Origin of the sequence: Streptomyces sp. NBC_00247 (genome assembly GCF_036188265.1) — a bacterium.
GTDB lineage: Bacteria > Actinomycetota > Actinomycetes > Streptomycetales > Streptomycetaceae > Streptomyces.
Genome location: NZ_CP108093.1, coordinates 5,795,001 through 5,813,545, shown reverse-complemented (window position 1 = coordinate 5,813,545; position 18,545 = coordinate 5,795,001). Strand labels below are relative to the sequence as shown.

Below are 18,545 nucleotides of genomic sequence, written 5' to 3'. Positions count from 1 at the left end.
CTGGGGACACTGCTTCCGGTCACACGCTCCGCACGAGCGCCACGAAACCCCCTCACACGCCCCGAGCCCCACTCTTCGGCCACGACAAGATCCACGGAGTATCGCGCGGATCACATCGGTGCGTCGTATCCTGCTCGGACACTCGCTGACGAGCGGGGACGGTCGGCCCGCGGCATCACCCCCGCCCGCTCCCGCCGGTCCAAGGGCTCATCGGCCCCTCCTGAACATTTTCCCAATTCCGCAGCAAGCGCCCCCGAGCGGGGCGACACATGGCCGTTCGACTGGAGACGCACGTGGCCGGGCGCATCGAGGATTACGCACTCATCGGAGACATGCAGACAGCGGCGCTGGTCTGCCGGGACGGCACGGTCGACTGGCTCTGCCTCCCACGCTTCGATTCCCACGCCATCTTCGCGGGACTTCTGGGTACCGAGGAGCACGGCTTCTGGCGCCTGGGTCCGCTGGAGCCCGACGCCGCCGAGGACGGCAGCCGCGGCGAGCCGCCCGCCGCCGACCGGCGGCGTTATCGCGGCGATTCGCTCATCCTGGAGTCGGAGTGGGACACACCACGCGGCACGGTACGCGTGATCGATTTCATGCCGCCCCGTGACGGCGCGCCCCAGCTCATCCGGATCGTGGAGGGCGTCAGCGGCCGGGTGCCCATGCGCTCGTCCCTGCGGATGCGGTTCAGCTACGGCCGGATCACCCCCTGGGTGCACAAGGTCGACAACCGCACGGTCGCCGTGGCCGGACCGGACTCCGTCTGGCTGGACACATCGGCGGAGACGTACGGCAAGGACCTGACGACGTACTCCGACTTCACGGTCTCCCCCGGCGACCGCATCGCCTTCACGATCAGCTGGCAGCCCTCGCACCACCAGCCGCCCGGCCTGCCGGAGCCGGAGGGTTCGCTGGAGGCGACCGAGAACTTCTGGGAGGAGTGGGTCGCGCAGTGTACGTACCACGGCCCCTACCGGGAGGCCGTGATCCGTTCGCTCATCACGCTCAAGGCGCTCACCTACGCGCCGACCGGCGGCATCGTCGCCGCGCCCACCACCTCGCTGCCCGAGGAGATCGGGGGCGTACGGAACTGGGACTACCGCTACACCTGGCTCCGCGACGCCGCGATCACGCTCTCCTCGCTGCTGCGCACCGGCTACCGCGAAGAGGCCCGCGCCTGGCGCGAGTGGCTGCTGCGGGCCGTGGCGGGCGACCCGGAGAACCTGCAGATCATGTACGGCATCGCCGGCGAGCGCGAGCTCGGTGAGGCGGAACTGGACTGGCTGCCCGGTTACGAGAACTCCGGCCCGGTCCGCGTCGGCAACGGCGCCGCCGACCAGCTCCAGCTCGACGTGTACGGCGAGGTCACCGAGGCGCTGCACCTGGCACACATGACGGGCCTGGCCCGCAACGACTACGCCATGGGCCTCCAGCTCAAGCTGATCAGCTACCTGGAGCAGCACTGGTACGAGCCGGACGAAGGCATCTGGGAGGTGCGCGGTCCCCGTCGGCATTTCGTGCACTCCAAGGTGATGGCCTGGGTCGCGGTCGACCGGACGATCAAGCTGATCGAGTCCGGCGACGTGGAAGGGCCGCTGGAGCGGTGGCGCGAGTTGCGCGACGACATCCACCGCGACGTCTGCGACCGGGGCTACGACCCCGAGCGCAACACCTTCACGCAGTCCTACGGGTCGAAGGAACTGGACGCCTCGCTGCTGCTGATCCCGCAGATGGGCTTCCTCCCGCCGGACGACAAGCGGGTCATCGGCACGATCGAGGCGATCCAGCGCGAGCTGTCGACCGAGGACGGGTTCGTGCTGCGTTACCCGACCTCCGGCGACGACGCGGGCGTGGACGGCCTGGAGGGCGACGAGGGCGCGTTCCTCGCGTGCTCCTTCTGGCTGGCGGACGACCTGGCGATGATCGGCCGGGTCGACGAGGCCCGCCAGCTCTTCGAGAAGCTGCTCTCGCTCCGCAACGACCTGGGACTGCTCGCCGAGGAGTGGGACTCCCGGCTCCAGCGCCAGGTGGGCAACTTCCCGCAGGCGTTCAGCCACGTCCCGCTCATCGACACCGCGCTGCGCCTGACGGCCAGCGGGGCGTACGCGGGCTGAGCGGCGGGCCGGTCCGGCCGGGCCCTGGCCGTCACCCTGCTGACGGTCCGGGCCGGCCGGTGTGCCGGCGTGCCCGTAGGTTCCCGGGCCTCGCGGCCTTCCCCTCGGCGGCCGCGTCCGGCACCCCGTGGGGCTTGAAGGGCTGAGCGATCTCGCGGCCGTCGAGGCGCCGGCCGCCCGGCGTGGCCGGGACCTGACCGCCGAGGGAGTGTGTGTCGTGCCGATGGGCGGGGCGATGAGCGTCGGCCATCATGCCGGGCTCCTCGGGCCGCCGGCCTCGGCCTGCGCCTGACAGGACTGTGCGACGAGGGCGAAAAGGGCTTCTACGAGCGCGGTCCGGCCCGGGCACACGCACCGCTGCGGGACGTCTACGTATGCGCCGCGGATCTCGAGGACGAACTCATCCGCGCGCTCGGCACGGCAGAAGTCGAGGAGATCTTCCGCGCCGAGGGCGACTCCCGTGCCAGGCAGCCCTACCAGCGTCAGCCCGCACAACGGGGCCGGCCCCGACATCAGCAGGTGCGGCGCTTCCTCGGCACGAAGAAGGGCCGCAAGATCCGCTACGGCCGCCTCCTTGTCGAGGCTCTCGCACCGGGCCGGACACCGCCCCCGCTCGACGGGCTCCTCGCGAGTCCGTGATCCAAAAAATGGCCTGTGATCAGGCCGGAGGACAGGCCGAAACGGAACCCACGGAACAGGAGCGACAGAATGGCGGACATGACCGCGAGTGGCCTCCCCGCCGAAGTGAAGCCCCTGCTCGACCGCTTCGCGGCCGACATCGGCGCCGTGGTGCCGCTGGTCGCCCTCTGGGCCCACGGATCGCTGGCTCTGGGGGACTACCAGGTGGGCCGGAGCGATCTCGACCTGGTGGCGCTGGTCGGTACGGAGCTCGGCCCCGCACAGCAGAAGGGCCTGCGGGCCGTCCACGGGCGCTTGGTCACCGGTCATCCCCTCGCCCGGACCCTGCACTGCACCTACCTGCCCCTGGGGGCCGAGTCCGACGCGGCGCGGGAACATCCGACCTGGGCCCACGGCGAGTGGTTCGAGCGTCCCGTCTCCCCGGTGAGCCGGCGCGAGCTGTCCCTGGGGGCCGCCGTCCTGAGCGGGCCCCCGCCGGCCGGTCTGCTGCCCGCGGTGAGCGACCGGGAGCTGACCGGTTTCGTCCGTGCCGAGCTGGAGCACTACTGGCTCCCGGTGACCGCCGACGCCAAGGCGGAGCTGTGGCTGAGGGACGTCTGGGTGGACCTGGGGATGCTGACCTTCGCACGGGCGACGGTGACCCTGCGTGACGGCCGGCTGATCACCAAGGGGGAGGCCCTCGACGAACTGCTCGCCCTGGGAGCGCCCGTGGCGGTCGTGGAGGACATCCGTGGGCGCAGATACGGGGCGGCCCTCCCCGAAGACCCGGCCGGTGAGTGGCGGGCCCGACGCGCGCTGCTGGCACGGGAATTCGTCCGCGCGGGAATCTCCGGCCTGACGGCACGGCACGGGAGACGGTCGGCGGACCCGTCCAGCGACGACCTCGCGCGCTGATCCCGGGGCCCGTCCGCCGGGCCCGTCCACAGCTCCGGGACTACCCTGGAGAGGTACGTTTCCGCCCCTCGGAAGGGGGCGCCATGACGCCCCGCACGTTGTTCGACAGCTCCCTGGCACACCTGCGGGACGGTTTCTCCGGTGCGATCCACACCCCCGAGGACGAGGGGTACGACGAGGCCCGCGCCGTCTTCAACGGCATGATCGACCGCCGTCCCGCCCTCATCGCCCAGTGCGCGAGTGCCGAGGACGTCGCCTCGGCGCTGAGGTGCGCCCGCTCGGAAGAACTGGAGATCGCCGTACGGGGCGGCGGCCACAGCGTGGCGGGCATGGCGTCGAGCGAGGGCGGACTCGTGGTCGATCTGCGCCTCATGCACGAGGTGGGCGTCGACCGCGAGGCGGGTACCGCCCGGGTCGGTGGCGGCGCCGTCATGAGCCATCTGGACCGGGCCACCCAGCCGTTCGCGCTGGCCACCACCGGCGGGCGGGCGTCCACGACCGGGGTCGGCGGGTTCACACTGGGCGGCGGATCGGGCTGGCTGGAACGGAAGTTCGGGCTGGCCTGCGACAATCTGCTCGCCGCCGAGGTGGTCACCGCCGACGGCACCACGGTCCGGGCGAGCGACAAGGAGAACCCCGACCTCTTCTGGGCGTTGCGCGGCGGCGGCGGGAACTTCGGGGTCGCCACCTCGCTGACGCTCCGTCTGCACGACTTGCCCGCCATGAGCATGGCGCTGATCGTCTTCCGTCCCGAGGACGGCCCGGAAGCCGTCACCGCCTTCCGTGACCTGATGGCCACGGCGCCCGACGAGGCGGGCGGCGGCTGCCTCTACCTGACCGGGCCGCCCGAGGACTTCGTGCCTCCGCAGCTCGTCGGCAAGCCCGTCTGCGGTGTGCTGGTCACCTGGGCCGGTACGGAGACCGGGCTGCGGGAGGTCGCCGCACCGCTGCTGGCCCTCCCCCACGAGGCGGAGGTCGTCGCCGAACTCCCGTACGCGGACCTCCAGTGCATGCTCGACGATCCGCCCGGTCGGCGGAACTACTGGTCGGCCGAGTACCTGGGCGGGTTCCCGGACGAGGCGGTGGCCGCCTTCTGCGCCACCGCGGGCGCCATGCCCGTCCCGTCCGGGTCGCAGCACATTCTCTTCCCGCTGGGAGGGGCGGTCGCGAGCGGCCCGGCGGACCTGCCCGTACGGTGGCGGTCCTCTCCCTGGGTCGTGCACCCCTTCGGCATCTGGGACGACCCGGCCGACGACGCGCGCGCCCGGAACTGGGTCCACGAGGCTCGCGCCGGAGTCGGGCCGTGGGCGGACGACGCCGTCTACCTCAACTTCATCGGCCAGGAGGGCCACGAACGTGTCGTCGCCGCGTTCGGTGAGGAGAACTACGCACGGCTCGCCGGAGTGAAGCGCCGTTACGACCCCGACAACGTGTTCCGCCTCAACCACAACATCGAGCCGGCGGCAGCCTGAGCCCGCCGCACACCCCGCATGTCGCTCCGGGCCCGCCGGCCCGCCCCTCGCTCCGGGGGACGGGTCAACGGGCCCGGGTGAGCGGCTGCGCCAACTCGTCGTAGACGCTGAGCACATGGGTGATGGTGTCCTCCTCGGTGGGCCAGCCGGCGGCCTGCGCCCGGCCCTCGGCGGCCAGCAGGGCGCGCCGGTCCGGATCGAGGAGAAGCCCAGCGACCGCACGGGCGAGAGCCCCGGCGTCGCCGTACGGGACGAGTTCGGCGGCGTCGCCCACCAGTTCGGGGATGCCGCCGACCGCGGTGGCCACCAGCGGCGTCCCGGCGCGGAGGGCTTCCTGCGCGAGGCGGGAGCGGGCCTCCCAACGGCTCGGGATCACCACGAGGTCCGCGGCCGCGACGAGTTCACCGATGTCGTCCCGGGCGCCGAGCAGCCGGACGGGCAGCCGCTCGCCCTTGACGCGGCGTTGCAGGGCGGCCCGCTCGCGCCCCTCACCGGCGACGACCACCTGGGGCACGGGGTCCAGTTCGCCCAGCAGCCGAGCGGCGTCGAGCAGGAGCCCGTACCCGTGACGCGGCATCAGGCTGCCGGCCGAGAGGAGCAACGGGCTTCCCACCGAACCGAGTTCGGCCCGCACCTTGTCGAGGTGCGCGGCGTCGACGGGGTAGCGGGAGACCGGTGCGGCGACGGGCGCCAGCCGCGCGTCCCTGGCTCCCCTGCGGCGGGCCCGGTCCACCAGGTCGGAGGAGGTGCCCAGCACCACGGCCGCGGCTCGGGCCGCCCGGACCTCCAGCAGGTGCCGCAGACGCCTGCGGGCGCCGTCGGCGTGGCCCCGGCCGTGCCAGGTCACGACCAGCGGGGTGCCCAGGCCGCCGAGTGCGGCGGCGGCGCGGAGGGCGGCGTGCGGGCCGTGCGCGTGCACCACGTCCGCGCCGAGGCAGGCGGAGCGCAGCGCGGCCATGGAGACGGGGTCGCCGCGCCGGGGCACCGCCGCGAAGCGGGCACCGGTCGCGGAGAAGTCGTGGAGCAGGTCCACCGAGGCGGGCGCGCAGACGGTGACCTGCACCCCGCGCGCGATCAGCCCGGCGGCGAGGGATCCGACGTGGGCACCGCTGCCGGCCCCGCCGCCGCCCAGGACCTGCACCGTTCGCAGCTGTGACACGTTGATTGGCTCCCGGACTTCCCGTGTCGGTGAGGGTTGCGCGCCACGACGGCACAGTCCCAAGGATGCCAGTCCGTACGGGTGTTACGGACCGCCGGAACGTTGCTGCACCCCGGTGGGAGGACAACCGGCCGTTCCGTACCACTCGCACGAGTGACAACCATGGCGCGAAATCGCTGCCGGGTGCGTGCGGCGACGTGCGTGCCTGCCGCGTCGGCCGGGCGCCGCGTCGGCCACCGGCGGCCGACGCGGCGGTGCCGCGCGTCAGGCGGTGTCCGCCCGCGCGGTGGCCAGCAGCTCCTCGGCGTGGGCGCGGGCCGTCTGCGAGTCCTCCTGGCCGGCGAGCATCCGGGAGAGTTCGCGTACCCGGTCCTCGCCCTCCAGGACGGTGACCCCGCTGCTGGTCACCGAGCCGTCCACGGTCTTCTCGACCAGCAGCTGACGGTCGGCGAAGGCGGCGACCTGCGGGAGGTGCGTCACGACGACGACCTGCGCGGTCCTGGCGAGCTTGGCGAGGCGGCGGCCGACCTCCACCGCCGCCTTGCCGCCGACGCCCGCGTCGACCTCGTCGAAGAGGTACGTGGGCACCGGATCGGAGCCGGCGAAGACCACCTCCACGGCGAGCATCACCCGGGAGAGCTCACCGCCCGAGGCTCCCCGGGCGATCGGCCGGGGCTGGGCTCCGGGATGCGGGGCGAGCAGCAGCTCGACCTCGTCGGCCCCGGACGGCCCGTAGACGACGCTGCGGCCGCCGACGTCGATGCCGGAGGGTTCGTCGGGCGCCTCGGCCTGCCGGACGGCGAAGGAGACGCGGGCGTGCGGCATGGCGAGGGATGCCAGCTCCTCGGTGACCGCCGCGGCGAAACGGGCCGCCGCCTCGGTGCGGGCGTCGGTCAGTGCCTGGCCCAGTTCGGAGAGTTCCGTGCGCAGGGCGTCGCGTTCCCCGGCGAGTTCACCGATCCGGTCGTCGTCGCCCTCCAGCTCCGTGAGGCGTGCGGCGCCCTCCTCGGCCCAGCGCAGCACGGCGGTGATGTCCTCGCCGTACTTGCGGGTGAGGGCGGTGAGCGCGGCCCGGCGCTCCTCCACCGAGGCGAGGCGCAGCGGGTCCGCGTCGAGCTGGTCGGCGTATCCGGCGAGTTCGCCGGACACGTCGGCGAGCAGGATGGAGATCTCCCCGATGCGGTCCGCGAGGGCGGCGAGGGCGGGGTCGTGGGAGCGCACGGCGTCCAGCGAGCGGCCGGCCGCGGCGACGACGGTCGTGGCGTCCACGACCTCCTGGTCCTCCGGGTTGCCGGCCAGCGCGGTGTGCGCGAGGGCGGCGGCGGAGGAGAGTGCCTCGGCGTGCCCGAGACGCTCGGCCTCGGCGGCGAGCTCGGCGTCCTCGCCGGGCAGGGGTTCGACGGCCGCGATCTCGTCGAGGCCGAAGCGCAGCAGGTCCGCCTCCTGGGCCCGCTCCCGGGCCCGGGTGGTGATCTCGTCCAGCTCCACGACGACGGCGCGCAGCCGCCGGTAGGCGGCCGAGTACTTCTCGTGCGGCACGGCGACCCCGTCGCCCGCGTACCGGTCCAGGGCCTGCCGCTGCCGCGCGGGCTTGAGCAGTCCCTGCTGGTCGGTCTGGCCGTGCACGGCGACCAGTTCGTCGGCGAGTTCGGCGAGGACCCCGACGGGCACGGATCTGCCCCCGAGGTGGGCCCGTGAGCGGCCCTCCGCCGAGACGGTACGGCTGATCAGCAGCGCACCGTCCTCGATCTCCGCACCGGCCTCCTCGGCCCGCAGCGCGACCGCGTCGCCGTCCTTGACCGTGATCCGTCCTTCGACCACCGCGGCCTTGGCGCCGATCCGCACCAGGGCGGGATCGGCGCGTCCGCCGAGCAGCAGCCCGAGGCTCGTGACGACCATGGTCTTGCCCGCTCCGGTCTCACCCGTGACCGCGGTGAATCCGGGCGACAGCTCGACCACGGCATCGTCGATGACTCCGAGCGACCGTATCCGCATCTCCTCCAACACGGACACGACCATACGAGGTTTCACCGCCCCCGTGCGACGGACCCCTGCCGCGACTCACCCGCACGCGTCCGCGCAGGGCCCCGGACCACCGCTTCGGGGCGGTCTCCGGGGCCGTGCGCGGCCTCGTCACTGCGGCAGGCCGCGCCACCCGGACACCGGCAGCGCGAACTTCGCGACCAGCCGGTCGGTGAACGACGCGTGGTGCAGACGCGCCAGCCGTACGGGTACGGCGCCGCGCCGCACCTCGACGCGGGCACCGGCGGGCAGCTCGACGTTCCGGCGGCCGTCGCACCAGAGGACCCCGTGCGGGGTGTGCGGCTGGACCTCCACCGCGAGCACCGACGACGGCGAGGTGACCAGCGGCTTGGCGAACAGGGCGTGCGCGCTGATCGGCACCATCAGCAGGGCCTCGACCTCCGGCCAGACGACGGGACCGCCGGCGGAGAACGCGTAGGCGGTCGAGCCGGTGGGGGTCGCGCAGACGATGCCGTCGCAGCCGAACCCGGTGACGGGCCGGCCGTCGATCTCCAGGACGACCTCCAGCATCCTTTCGGGCGAAACCTTCTGCACCGCGGCCTCGTTGAGTGCCCAGTCGGTGTGCACGACGGCGCCGTTGCTGTGCACCACCACGTCGAGCGTCATGCGTTCCTCGACCTCGTACGCCCGGGTCACCACGCGGGCGACCACCCGGTCCAGGTCGTCGCGCTCGGCCTCCGCGAGGAACCCGACCCGGCCGAGGTTGACCCCGAGCATGGGGACGCCCGAGGCGCGCGAGATCTCCGCTCCGCGCAGCAGCGTGCCGTCGCCGCCGAGCACGATCAGCAGCTCGCACCCGTCCACCGCGGCGGGGGTCGCGTCGGCGACCGTCTCCACCGTCGACGGGAGCGGCAGGTCGGCCGCCTCGGCCTCCAGGACGCGCACGCCGAGGCCGTTGCGCAGTAGTCCCTGCACCACGAGCTCCGCACTGCGGATCGCGGCCGGACGGCCGGTATGCGCCAAAAGAAAGACTGTTCGTGCCGTACTTGTCGTCGTCGTCAACGAGGCCCCTCCGCCACTGCACGGTCCACATCTGCCGGATCCAGTTCGGGTGCGCCGGCCCGCAGCCACAGAAAGTACTCGACGTTCCCCGAAGGGCCGGGCAGCGGACTGGCCGTCACCCCGCGCACACCGAGTCCCAGCGCCGCCGCCCGGCGGGCGACTTCGCGTACCGCCTCGGCGCGCAGCTCGGGGCTGCGCACCACTCCGCCGCTGCCGAGGCGTTCCTTGCCGACCTCGAACTGCGGCTTGACCATGAGGACCAGGTCGGCGTCGGGGGCGGCGCAGCGCACCAGCGCGGGCAGTACGAGACCCAGCGGGATGAACGAGAGGTCGCCGACCACCAGATCCACCGCCAGTCCGTCGATGTCGTCGAGCGTCAGTTCGCGCACGTTGGTGCGGTCCTTGACGACGACCCGCTCGTCCGACTGGAGCGACCAGGCGAGCTGTCCGTAGCCGACGTCGACGGCGAGGACCTGCCGGGCCCCGGCGCGCAGCAGCACGTCGGTGAAGCCGCCGGTGGACGCCCCGGCGTCCAGCGCGCGGCGGCCCTCCACCTCCAGGCCGAGGGGGACGAACGCGGCGAAGGCCCCGGCGAGCTTGTGCCCGCCGCGCGAGACGTACTCCGGATCGCTCTCGTCCTTGGCCACGACCACGGGGGCGCTGGTCTCCACCTGGGTGGCGGGTTTGGTCGCGACCAGGCCGCGTACGGAGACGCGTCCCGCGGCGATCAGCTGGCTCGCGTGCTCGCGCGAGCGGGCGAGCTTGCGGTGTACCAGCTCTGCGTCGAGGCGGCGACGGGCCACTCCTGCCACGGTTACGTTCAGCTCCTGTTGTCGTGCGGGGGTGCGGGTGCGGGCCTGGCGTCCAGCGCGGTCAGCGCGGAGCGCAGCCCACGGTGTACATCCTCGTACACCTCGGTGTGTCCGTCCGCCGCGAGGTGGTCGGCGTCGGCCAGCCGCTCCAGCGCGGCGTCCACGTCCGCGTTCCCGGTGGGTGTGCGGACGACGCCGAGGGGGGCGGGCGCGGCGGGCTCGTGGGCGGGCGCGCCGCCGGGGCCGGCCGTGGCGCCGAGGCCGGCCGCCTCCTCACCGGGGGTGGTCGTACCGAGGGCGTCGGCCCCGTCGCCGGAGGGAGCCGGGGGTGTCTGCGCGGGGGCCGTGCCGGACCCCGCCGTCCAGTCGCTCATGCGGGAACGCTACCCCGGTGGGCTGCGGTACCGTCGATCACGATGGCGACCATGGCAGAGTGCCGCAGCGCACTGGACAGACTTTCCGACAATCTCGCGGGCGCGGACGGCGACGTCCGCGGCGCCGCCTCCCTGGACCGCTCGCTGAGCTGTCACATCAAGGATCTCGATGTGACGTTCGCCGGCCGGCTCACGGACGGCCGCATCCGGGTTCTCGACACGGTCGAGGGCCCACCCCGGGAGAAGGCCGAGATCAGGCTGGCGATGACCGGCGACGACCTGGTCGCGCTGGTGGACGGCGACCTCAACTTCGCCAAGGCGTGGGGCGCGGGCCGGGTCCGCCTGGAGGCGGGGTTCCGGGACCTGCTCAAGCTCAGATCGCTGCTCTGAGAGGCGGCCCGGGCCCCACCGCCTGAGCCCCGCCGTCAGAGCCCCAGGCGGGCAACTGCCGTACCGGCGTCGAGGGCGCACGCCTCCGTGCCCCCATGGGTCCACGCGGCGCCGCAGAGCGCCCGCAGCCCGTCGATCGCGTCGAGGGCGTCCCCCTCGCCCTCCAGGGCCAGCTCCTGCCCGTGTACGGACGCGCTCCACCCGCCGCAGCGGGCCGTGCCGTCCTCCATCGTCACCTCGGGCTGCCCGGTGAGCAGCCCGCGCAGGTCCCGGTCGACGTAGGTCGGGCGGTGCTCCGGCACCGCCGCGACCAGCTGGGCCGCGTCGGTCACCCCGGTCAGGACGAGCAGCGAGTCCACTCCGCCGTTGAACGCGCCCTCGATGTCGGTGTCCAGGCGGTCGCCGACGACGAGCGGCCGCTCGGCCCCGGTACGCAGCACGGTCTCCCGGTGCATCGGGGGCAGCGGCTTGCCCGCGACCTGCGGCTCGGCGCCGGTCGCGATCCGGACGACCATGACCGCCGCGCCGTTGCCGGGGGCGATGCCCCGCGCGCTGGGAATGGTCAGGTCGGTGTTGGAGGCGAACCAGGGCAGGCCCCGGTTGATCGCGTAGGAGGCCTCGGCAAACCGCGACCAGGGGAAGTCCGGGCCGCCGTACCCCTGCGCCACCGCCACCGGGTCGTCGTCCGCCGAGTCGACCGGGACGAGCCCGCGCTCTTCCAGGGCGACCCGCAGCCCCTCTCCCCCGATGGCGAGGACCCGGGAGCCCGCCGGGAGCTGGTCGGCGACCAGCCGGGCGACCGCCTGCGCGGAGGTGATCACGTCCGACGGCTCGGCGGGCACCCCCAGCTCGGTCAGATGGGCGGCCACCGCGGCCGGGGTCCGCAGCGCGTTGTTGGTGACGTACGCGAGGTGCATCCCGCCGTCCCGCGCGGTTCCGAGCGACTCGACGGCGTGGGTGATGGCCTGGCCGCCCGCGTACACGACCCCGTCGAGGTCGAGCAGAGCGGTGTCGTACGCCTCGCTCAGCGCCGTGGTGCTGCCGAGCGGCCGGGACCTGTCCTGCTGACTCATTGTGTTCGCTCCTCGTTCGATGCCTCTGCCCCGATCATCCCGCATCGCCCCACCCCACCTACGATGCGGGGATGGACACAACGGGGGACGCCACGAAAGGGCTGCGCCTGTTCCCGTTCCGCGGACTGCGCTACGTCCCGGAGCGGGTGGGCAGCCTCGCGGCCGTGACCTCTCCGCCGTACGACGTGGTGGTACGGCCGGACGGCCTGCACCACCTGGAGTCGGCGGACCCGCACAACATCGTGCGGCTGATCCTGCCTCAGGACGGCTCACCGGGCGCCCGCAACCGGCAGGCGGCCCGGACCCTGGCCGAGTGGCTCGCCGAGGGCGTGCTGGCCACCGACCCCGAGCCCGCGCTCTACGTCTACGAGCAGCGCGGCAACGGCGTCCTCCAGCGCGGCCTGATCGGCGTCCTGGAACTCTCCCCCGCCGCCGACCGGGTCGTCCTCCCGCACGAAGAGGTGATGGACGACGTGGTGGCGGACCGCGCGGCCCTCATGCGTGCCACCGGCGCTCACCTCGAACCGCTGCTCCTCACCTACGTGGGCGACGGTACGGTCTCCGGCGCGGCGGCGGTCGTCGAACGGGCGGCCCGGCGGCCACCGCTGCTCACGACCACCACGGAGGACGGCCTGCGGCACCGGCTGTGGGCCGTGACCGACCCGGCGGAACAGGCCGGGGCCGCCGCCGGACTCCTCCCCCGGCAGGCCCTCATCGCGGACGGCCACCACCGGTGGGCGACCTATCTGCGGCTCAAACGGGAGCAGGGCGTCCCGGGGCCGTGGGACTTCGGCCTGGTCTTCCTGGTCGACACCGCCCGCTACCCGCTCCAGGTACGCGCGATCCACCGGGTGCTCCGCCGGCTCGCCCCCGCCGACGCCCTCGCCGCGCTCGACGGGCGGTTCCGGGTGCGCGAGGTGGCCGGCCCGCTGCCCCGCGCGCTGGGCGCGCTCGCCGCCGCGTCCGAGGAGGGCAACGCCTATCTGCTGGCGGGCGACGGTACGTACCGCCTCGTCGACCGGGCGGACTCCGCCCTGCTCGCCCGCACGGTCCCGGCGGGCCGGCCCGAAGCCTGGCGCACCCTGGACGCGACGGTGCTGCACGAGACACTGCTCACCCGGGTGTGGCACGTCCCGGACACCGCCGAGGACATCGCGTACCTCCACGACCCGGCGGCCGCGGTCGAGCAGGCCGAACGCTCCGGCGGGACGGCCGTCCTGATGCATCCGGTGCGCGAGGCCGTCGTCCGGGACCTTGCCCGACAGGGCGTCACCATGCCGCGCAAGTCCACGTCCTTCGGCCCGAAGCCGGCGACGGGCCTGGTGATGCGGAGGGTCGGCGCGGGCTGAGCGGGCGGGGCGTTCGGCGTACACACCGGCGGAAACGAAGAAGGGCGGCACTCCCGGAGGAGTGCCGCCCTTCTTCTACGTTCCACCGCTCACGCGGTCCTTACCGTTCAGGCCTTGGCCGGTCCGTCGGCGTCGGGCCGCTCGGCGTCCTGGTCGGCCGCCGGGGCCTTCTCGGCAGCCGCGTCGGCACGGTCGGCCCACGCGTTCAGCTCGTCGGTGTCGTCCTCGGCGTCATCGTCGTCGCGGTAGTCGCCCTCCTCGTCACCGTCGGCGATGTCGTCGTCCGCGATGTCGTCGTCCGCGACGTTCGCCGCCCGGTCCTGGGCCGCGGGAGCCGTCCGCTCCTCGGTGGGAACGGTGCCGGCGGCGCCGGTCACGTCCTCCCCGTCGTCGTCCAGGGCGTCGACGAACTCGACCCCGTCCAGCTCGGCGAGCCGGTCGGAGGCGTCGGTCGAACCGTCCTTGTCCGACTCCAGGGCCTTGCCGAACCACTCGCGGGCCTCGTCCTCGCGGCCCGCCTCCAGGAGCGCGTCGGCGTACGCGTAGCGCAGGCGCGGGGTCCACGGGTGGACGGCGTTGGAGGCCAGCTCGGGGCTCTGCAGGGTGACGATGGCTGCGTCGATCTGCCCCATGTCACGGCGGGCCCCGGCGGCCACCAGGCGCATCTCGACCTGGCCGGCCTTGTCCAGCTTCTGGACCTCGGGATCGCCCGCCATCGCCATGGCGCGCTCGGGGCGGCCGAGGCCGCGCTCGCAGTCCGCCATGACGGGCCACAGCTCCACGGACCCGGTCATCCGCCGGGCGGCACGGAACTCGGCCAGCGCCTCCCCGTACTTCTGCGTGGCGTACGCGGCGAAGCCCGCCGCCTCGCGGACGGCGGCGACGCGCGAGGCGAGCCGGAGGGCGACGCGGGAGTACCCGTACGCCTCCTCGGGGTCCTCGTCGATGAGCCGGGCGACCATGACGAGGTTGCGCGCGACGTCCTCGGCAAGGGTCTTCGGCAGGCTCATGAGCTCCTGACGCACTTCCTTGTCGATTTCAAAGCCCGTGACGTCGTCCGGGATCGGCAGCCGCTTGATGGGCTCGCGGTCACGGTCCCCCTGGTAACCGCCACGGTCGTCACGCCCCTGGTAACCGCCGCGGTCGTCGCGCTGACCCCGGTAGCCACCGCGGTCGTCGTCGCGGCGCGGGCCACGGTCGTCACGGCGGAAGCCACCGCCGGAACCGCCACGGCTGTCGTCACGGCGGAAGCCACCGCCGGAACCGCCACGGCTGTCGTCACGGCGGAAACCGCCACCGGAGGGACGGTCGTCGTCACGGCGCGGGCCGCGCGGACGGTCGTCACGGCGCTCGAAGCCGCCCGGACGCCCACCACGGTCGTCGTCACGGCGAGGAGCGCGGTCGTCACGGCGGAAGCCACCGCCGGAACCCGAACCGCCACGGTTGTCGTCGCGACGGAAGCCACCACCGGAGGGACGGTCGTCACGGCGCTCGAAGCCGCCCGGACGCCCACCACGGTCGTCGTCACGGCGAGGAGCGCGGTCGTCACGCTGACCCCGGTAGCCACCACGGTCGTCGTCGCGACGAGGCGCACGGTCGTCACGGCGGAAGCCACCGCCCGAGCCGGAACCGCCACGGTTGTCGTCGCGACGGAAACCGCCACCGGAGGGACGGTCGTCACGGCGCTCGAAGCCGCCCGGACGCCCACCACGGTCGTCATCACGACGAGGCGCACGGTCGTCACGACGGAAGCCACCGCCCGAGCCGGAACCGCCACGGTTGTCATCGCGACGGAAACCGCCACCGGAGGGACGGTCGTCACGGCGCTCGAAGCCGCCCGGACGCCCACCACGGTCGTCATCACGACGAGGCGCACGGTCGTCACGACGGAAACCACCGCCGGAACCCGAACCACCACGGTCATCGCGACGGAAACCGCCACCGGAGGGACGGTCGTCACGGCGCTCGAAGCCGCCCGGACGCCCACCACGGTCGTCATCACGACGAGGCGCACGGTCGTCACGACGGAAACCACCGCCGGAACCCGAACCACCACGGTCGTCACGACGGAAACCACCGCCGGAACCCGAACCACCACGGTCATCGCGACGGAAACCACCGCCGGAACCCGAACCACCACGGTCATCGCGACGGAAACCGCCACCGGAGGGACGGTCGTCACGGCGCTCGAAGCCGCCCGGACGCCCACCACGGTCGTCATCACGACGAGGCGCACGGTCGTCACGACGGAAACCACCGCCGGAACCCGAACCACCACGGTCGTCACGACGGAAACCGCCACCGGAACCCGAACCACCACGGTCATCGCGACGGAAACCACCGCCGGAACCCGAACCACCACGGTCATCGCGACGGAAACCACCGCCGGAACCCGAACCACCACGGTTGTCATCGCGACGGAAGCCACCGCGGTCGTTGTCGCGGCGCGGGGCGGCAGAGCGGTCGTCACGACCGCCGTGGGAGCCGGCCCTGTCGCCACCGTCCCGGCGACGCGGCTCGCGATCCGGACGTTCGTCGGGAGAGTTGGTGGACATGGGTACGACTCCTGTCTTTGGGTACTGCAAACATTCTCGCGCAGCCGACCTGACGACGCGCTTCGGGAAAACAAAAGGACCCTTGGTCCCAGCGTGAACGCTGGGACCAAGGGTCCTTGAAAGATTGTTCGGCGGCGTCCTACTCTCCCACAGGGTCCCCCCTGCAGTACCATCGGCGCTGAAAGGCTTAGCTTCCGGGTTCGGAATGTAACCGGGCGTTTCCCTAACGCAATGACCACCGAAACCCTATCGGGTTCTAGCGAACAAGCACACTTTTCAATTAAGTAGTGAAGCTGTTCAACCGGAAGCGACTGTTCGCAACCCGGGAACAACACAGTGGACGCGAGCAACTGAGGACAAGCCCTCGGCCTATTAGTACCAGTCAGCTCCACCCGTTACCGGGCTTCCACATCTGGCCTATCAACCCAGTCGTCTACTGGGAGCCTTAACCCCTCAAAGGGGGTGGGAATACTCATCTCGAAGCAGGCTTCCCGCTTAGATGCTTTCAGCGGTTATCCTTTCCGAACGTAGCCAACCAGCCATGCCCTTGGCAGGACAACTGGCACACCAGAGGTTCGTCCGTCCCGGTCCTCTCGTACTAGGGACAGCCCTTCTCAATATTCCTACGCGCACAGCGGATAGGGACCGAACTGTCTCACGACGTTCTAAACCCAGCTCGCGTACCGCTTTAATGGGCGAACAGCCCAACCCTTGGGACCGACTCCAGCCCCAGGATGCGACGAGCCGACATCGAGGTGCCAAACCATCCCGTCGATATGGACTCTTGGGGAAGATCAGCCTGTTATCCCCGGGGTACCTTTTATCCGTTGAGCGACAGCGCTTCCACAAGCCACTGCCGGATCACTAGTCCCGACTTTCGTCCCTGCTCGACCCGTCGGTCTCACAGTCAAGCTCCCTTGTGCACTTACACTCAACACCTGATTGCCAACCAGGCTGAGGGAACCTTTGGGCGCCTCCGTTACTCTTTAGGAGGCAACCGCCCCAGTTAAACTACCCATCAGACACTGTCCCTGATCCGGATCACGGACCGAGGTTAGACATCCAGCACGACCAGAGTGGTATTTCAACGGCGACTCCACAACCACTGGCGTGGCCGCTTCAAAGTCTCCCACCTATCCTACACAAGCCGAACCGAACACCAATATCAAACTGTAGTAAAGGTCCCGGGGTCTTTCCGTCCTGCTGCGCGAAACGAGCATCTTTACTCGTAGTGCAATTTCACCGGGCCTATGGTTGAGACAGTCGAGAAGTCGTTACGCCATTCGTGCAGGTCGGAACTTACCCGACAAGGAATTTCGCTACCTTAGGATGGTTATAGTTACCACCGCCGTTTACTGGCGCTTAAGTTCTCAGCTTCGCCGACCCGAAAGTCAGCTAACCGGTCCCCTTAACGTTCCAGCACCGGGCAGGCGTCAGTCCGTATACATCGCCTTACGGCTTCGCACGGACCTGTGTTTTTAGTAAACAGTCGCTTCTCGCTGGTCTCTGCGGCCACCCCCAGCTCACCGAGTAAATCGGATCACCAGTGATGGCCCCCTTCTCCCGAAGTTACGGGGGCATTTTGCCGAGTTCCTTAACCATAGTTCACCCGAACGCCTCGGTATTCTCTACCTGACCACCTGAGTCGGTTTAGGGTACGGGCCGCCATGAAACTCGCTAGAGGCTTTTCTCGACAGCATAGGATCATCCACTTCGCCACAATCGGCTCGGCATCAGGTCTCAGCCTTAACGTGTGACGGATTTGCCTACCACACGGCCTACACCCTTACCCCGGGACAACCACCGCCCGGGCTGGACTACCTTCCTGCGTCACCCCATCGCTTACCTACTACAAGTCTGGTTCATCGGCTCCACCACTACCCTCAACTCCGAAGAGATCGGGCCGGCTTCACGGACTTAGCATCGCCTGATTCAGTACTGGGCGTTTCAAAGCGGGTACCGGAATATCAACCGGTTGTCCATCGACTACGCCTGTCGGCCTCGCCTTAGGTCCCGACTTACCCTGGGCAGATCAGCTTGACCCAGGAACCCTTAGTCAATCGGCGCACACGTTTCTCACGTGTGTATCGCTACTCATGCCTGCATTCTCACTCGTGAACCGTCCACAACTCGCTTCCGCGGCTGCTTCACCCGGCACACGACGCTCCCCTACCCATCCCAGCCCCCGTTGGGGGTATGTGCTGGAATGACACGACTTCGGCGGTACGCTTGAGCCCCGCTACATTGTCGGCGCGGAATCACTTGACCAGTGAGCTATTACGCACTCTTTCAAGGGTGGCTGCTTCTAAGCCAACCTCCTGGTTGTCTCTGCGACTCCACATCCTTTCCCACTTAGCGTACGCTTAGGGGCCTTAGTCGATGCTCTGGGCTGTTTCCCTCTCGACCATGGAGCTTATCCCCCACAGTCTCACTGCCGCGCTCTCACTTACCGGCATTCGGAGTTTGGCTAAGGTCAGTAACCCGTTGGGGCCCATCGCCTATCCAGTGCTCTACCTCCGGCAAGAAACACACGACGCTGCACCTAAATGCATTTCGGGGAGAACCAGCTATCACGGAGTTTGATTGGCCTTTCACCCCTAACCACAGGTCATCCCCCAGGTTTTCAACCCTGGTGGGTTCGGTCCTCCACGAAGTCTTACCTCCGCTTC

At 71.0% G+C, this 18,545-nt stretch carries 12 protein-coding genes, 2 rRNA genes and 2 pseudogenes (1 of these 16 only partly in view); 6 read left to right on the top strand and 10 right to left on the bottom strand.

What is annotated here, in order from left to right; all coding sequences use genetic code 11:
• The first annotated feature begins 293 nt into the window (after positions 1 to 293).
• The 4 genes and pseudogenes from OHT52_RS25310 to OHT52_RS25295 all read left to right on the top strand — a co-directional run bounded on the left by OHT52_RS25310 (position 294) and on the right by OHT52_RS25295 (position 5,119).
• Positions 294 to 2,114 carry a glycoside hydrolase family 15 protein gene (locus OHT52_RS25310; RefSeq protein WP_328723893.1) on the top strand — a complete coding sequence of 607 codons (1,821 nt, stop codon included), beginning with the start codon at positions 294 to 296 and terminating at the stop codon, positions 2,112 to 2,114.
• A gap of 85 nt (positions 2,115 to 2,199) precedes the next feature.
• A pseudogene (locus OHT52_RS25305) lies at positions 2,200 to 2,753 on the top strand (ATP-dependent endonuclease); the annotation flags it as partial.
• A gap of 78 nt (positions 2,754 to 2,831) precedes the next feature.
• Complete coding sequence (locus OHT52_RS25300; protein ID WP_328722485.1) at positions 2,832 to 3,647, top strand: hypothetical protein; 816 nt, start codon at positions 2,832 to 2,834, stop codon at positions 3,645 to 3,647.
• Between the two features lie 83 nt (positions 3,648 to 3,730).
• Positions 3,731 to 5,119, top strand: coding sequence for an FAD-binding oxidoreductase (locus OHT52_RS25295; RefSeq protein WP_328722484.1), 1,389 nt, complete (start codon positions 3,731 to 3,733; stop codon positions 5,117 to 5,119).
• A gap of 64 nt (positions 5,120 to 5,183) precedes the next feature.
• Here OHT52_RS25295 and OHT52_RS25290 read toward each other — a convergent pair whose 3' ends face one another.
• The 5 genes from OHT52_RS25290 to OHT52_RS25270 form a co-directional block, all read right to left on the bottom strand.
• Positions 5,184 to 6,278: a glycosyltransferase family 4 protein gene (locus tag OHT52_RS25290; RefSeq protein WP_328722483.1), complete on the bottom strand. Its 1,095-nt coding sequence runs from the start codon at positions 6,276 to 6,278 to the stop codon at positions 5,184 to 5,186.
• Positions 6,279 to 6,542: 264 nt separating this feature from the next.
• Entirely contained in the window at positions 6,543 to 8,297 is a 1,755-nt protein-coding gene (gene recN / locus OHT52_RS25285; RefSeq protein WP_328722482.1) for a DNA repair protein RecN, read from the bottom strand.
• 114 nt (positions 8,298 to 8,411) lie between these two features.
• Positions 8,412 to 9,323, bottom strand: coding sequence for an NAD kinase (locus OHT52_RS25280; protein ID WP_328722481.1), 912 nt, complete (start codon positions 9,321 to 9,323; stop codon positions 8,412 to 8,414).
• The gene (locus OHT52_RS25275; RefSeq protein WP_328722480.1) at positions 9,320 to 10,135 is read right to left on the bottom strand and encodes a TlyA family RNA methyltransferase; all 816 of its coding nucleotides are present in this window, start codon (positions 10,133 to 10,135) and stop codon (positions 9,320 to 9,322) included. The genes OHT52_RS25280 and OHT52_RS25275 overlap by 4 nt, the downstream gene beginning before the upstream one ends.
• An 8-nt stretch (positions 10,136 to 10,143) precedes the next feature.
• Positions 10,144 to 10,509: a hypothetical protein gene (locus tag OHT52_RS25270; RefSeq protein ID WP_328722479.1), complete on the bottom strand. Its 366-nt coding sequence runs from the start codon at positions 10,507 to 10,509 to the stop codon at positions 10,144 to 10,146.
• Between the two features lie 42 nt (positions 10,510 to 10,551).
• Between OHT52_RS25270 and OHT52_RS25265 the strand changes: the two genes are divergently transcribed.
• The gene (locus OHT52_RS25265; RefSeq protein ID WP_328722478.1) at positions 10,552 to 10,899 is read left to right on the top strand and encodes an SCP2 sterol-binding domain-containing protein; all 348 of its coding nucleotides are present in this window, start codon (positions 10,552 to 10,554) and stop codon (positions 10,897 to 10,899) included.
• 35 nt (positions 10,900 to 10,934) lie between these two features.
• Here OHT52_RS25265 and OHT52_RS25260 read toward each other — a convergent pair whose 3' ends face one another.
• Positions 10,935 to 11,972, bottom strand: coding sequence for an HAD-IIA family hydrolase (locus OHT52_RS25260; RefSeq protein WP_328722477.1), 1,038 nt, complete (start codon positions 11,970 to 11,972; stop codon positions 10,935 to 10,937).
• 71 nt (positions 11,973 to 12,043) lie between these two features.
• On the opposite strand from OHT52_RS25260, the gene OHT52_RS25255 reads away from it, so the two are divergent.
• The gene (locus OHT52_RS25255; protein WP_328722476.1) at positions 12,044 to 13,321 is read left to right on the top strand and encodes a DUF1015 domain-containing protein; all 1,278 of its coding nucleotides are present in this window, start codon (positions 12,044 to 12,046) and stop codon (positions 13,319 to 13,321) included.
• A gap of 107 nt (positions 13,322 to 13,428) precedes the next feature.
• On the opposite strand, the gene OHT52_RS25250 is transcribed toward OHT52_RS25255, so the two are convergent.
• From OHT52_RS25250 to OHT52_RS25235, 4 genes and pseudogenes are all read right to left on the bottom strand, one after another.
• Positions 13,429 to 14,400, bottom strand: a complete 972-nt coding sequence (locus tag OHT52_RS25250; protein WP_328723892.1) for a tetratricopeptide repeat protein — start codon at positions 14,398 to 14,400, stop codon at positions 13,429 to 13,431.
• A 504-nt stretch (positions 14,401 to 14,904) separates the two neighbouring features.
• Positions 14,905 to 15,510 (bottom strand): annotated as a pseudogene (locus OHT52_RS31550) (DEAD/DEAH box helicase); the annotation flags it as partial.
• Positions 15,511 to 16,002: 492 nt separating this feature from the next.
• Positions 16,003 to 16,119 (bottom strand): 5S ribosomal RNA (gene rrf, locus OHT52_RS25240).
• Positions 16,120 to 16,228: 109 nt separating this feature from the next.
• Positions 16,229 to 18,545, bottom strand: a 23S ribosomal RNA gene (locus tag OHT52_RS25235) (it continues 808 nt past the right edge of the window).

Bases quoted from the DNA above. Each gene is read 5' to 3' on its own strand.
- recN (WP_328722482.1), bottom strand. From the start codon at position 8,297: ATGGTCGTGTCCGTGTTGGAGGAGATGCGGATACGGTCGCTCGGAGTC.
- OHT52_RS25300 (WP_328722485.1), top strand. From the start codon at position 2,832: ATGACCGCGAGTGGCCTCCCCGCCGAAGTGAAGCCCCTGCTCGACCGC.
- OHT52_RS25295 (WP_328722484.1), top strand. From the start codon at position 3,731: ATGACGCCCCGCACGTTGTTCGACAGCTCCCTGGCACACCTGCGGGAC.
- OHT52_RS25265 (WP_328722478.1), top strand. From the start codon at position 10,552: ATGGCGACCATGGCAGAGTGCCGCAGCGCACTGGACAGACTTTCCGAC.
- OHT52_RS25255 (WP_328722476.1), top strand. From the start codon at position 12,044: ATGGACACAACGGGGGACGCCACGAAAGGGCTGCGCCTGTTCCCGTTC.
- OHT52_RS25270 (WP_328722479.1), bottom strand. From the start codon at position 10,509: ATGAGCGACTGGACGGCGGGGTCCGGCACGGCCCCCGCGCAGACACCC.
- OHT52_RS25260 (WP_328722477.1), bottom strand. From the start codon at position 11,972: ATGAGTCAGCAGGACAGGTCCCGGCCGCTCGGCAGCACCACGGCGCTG.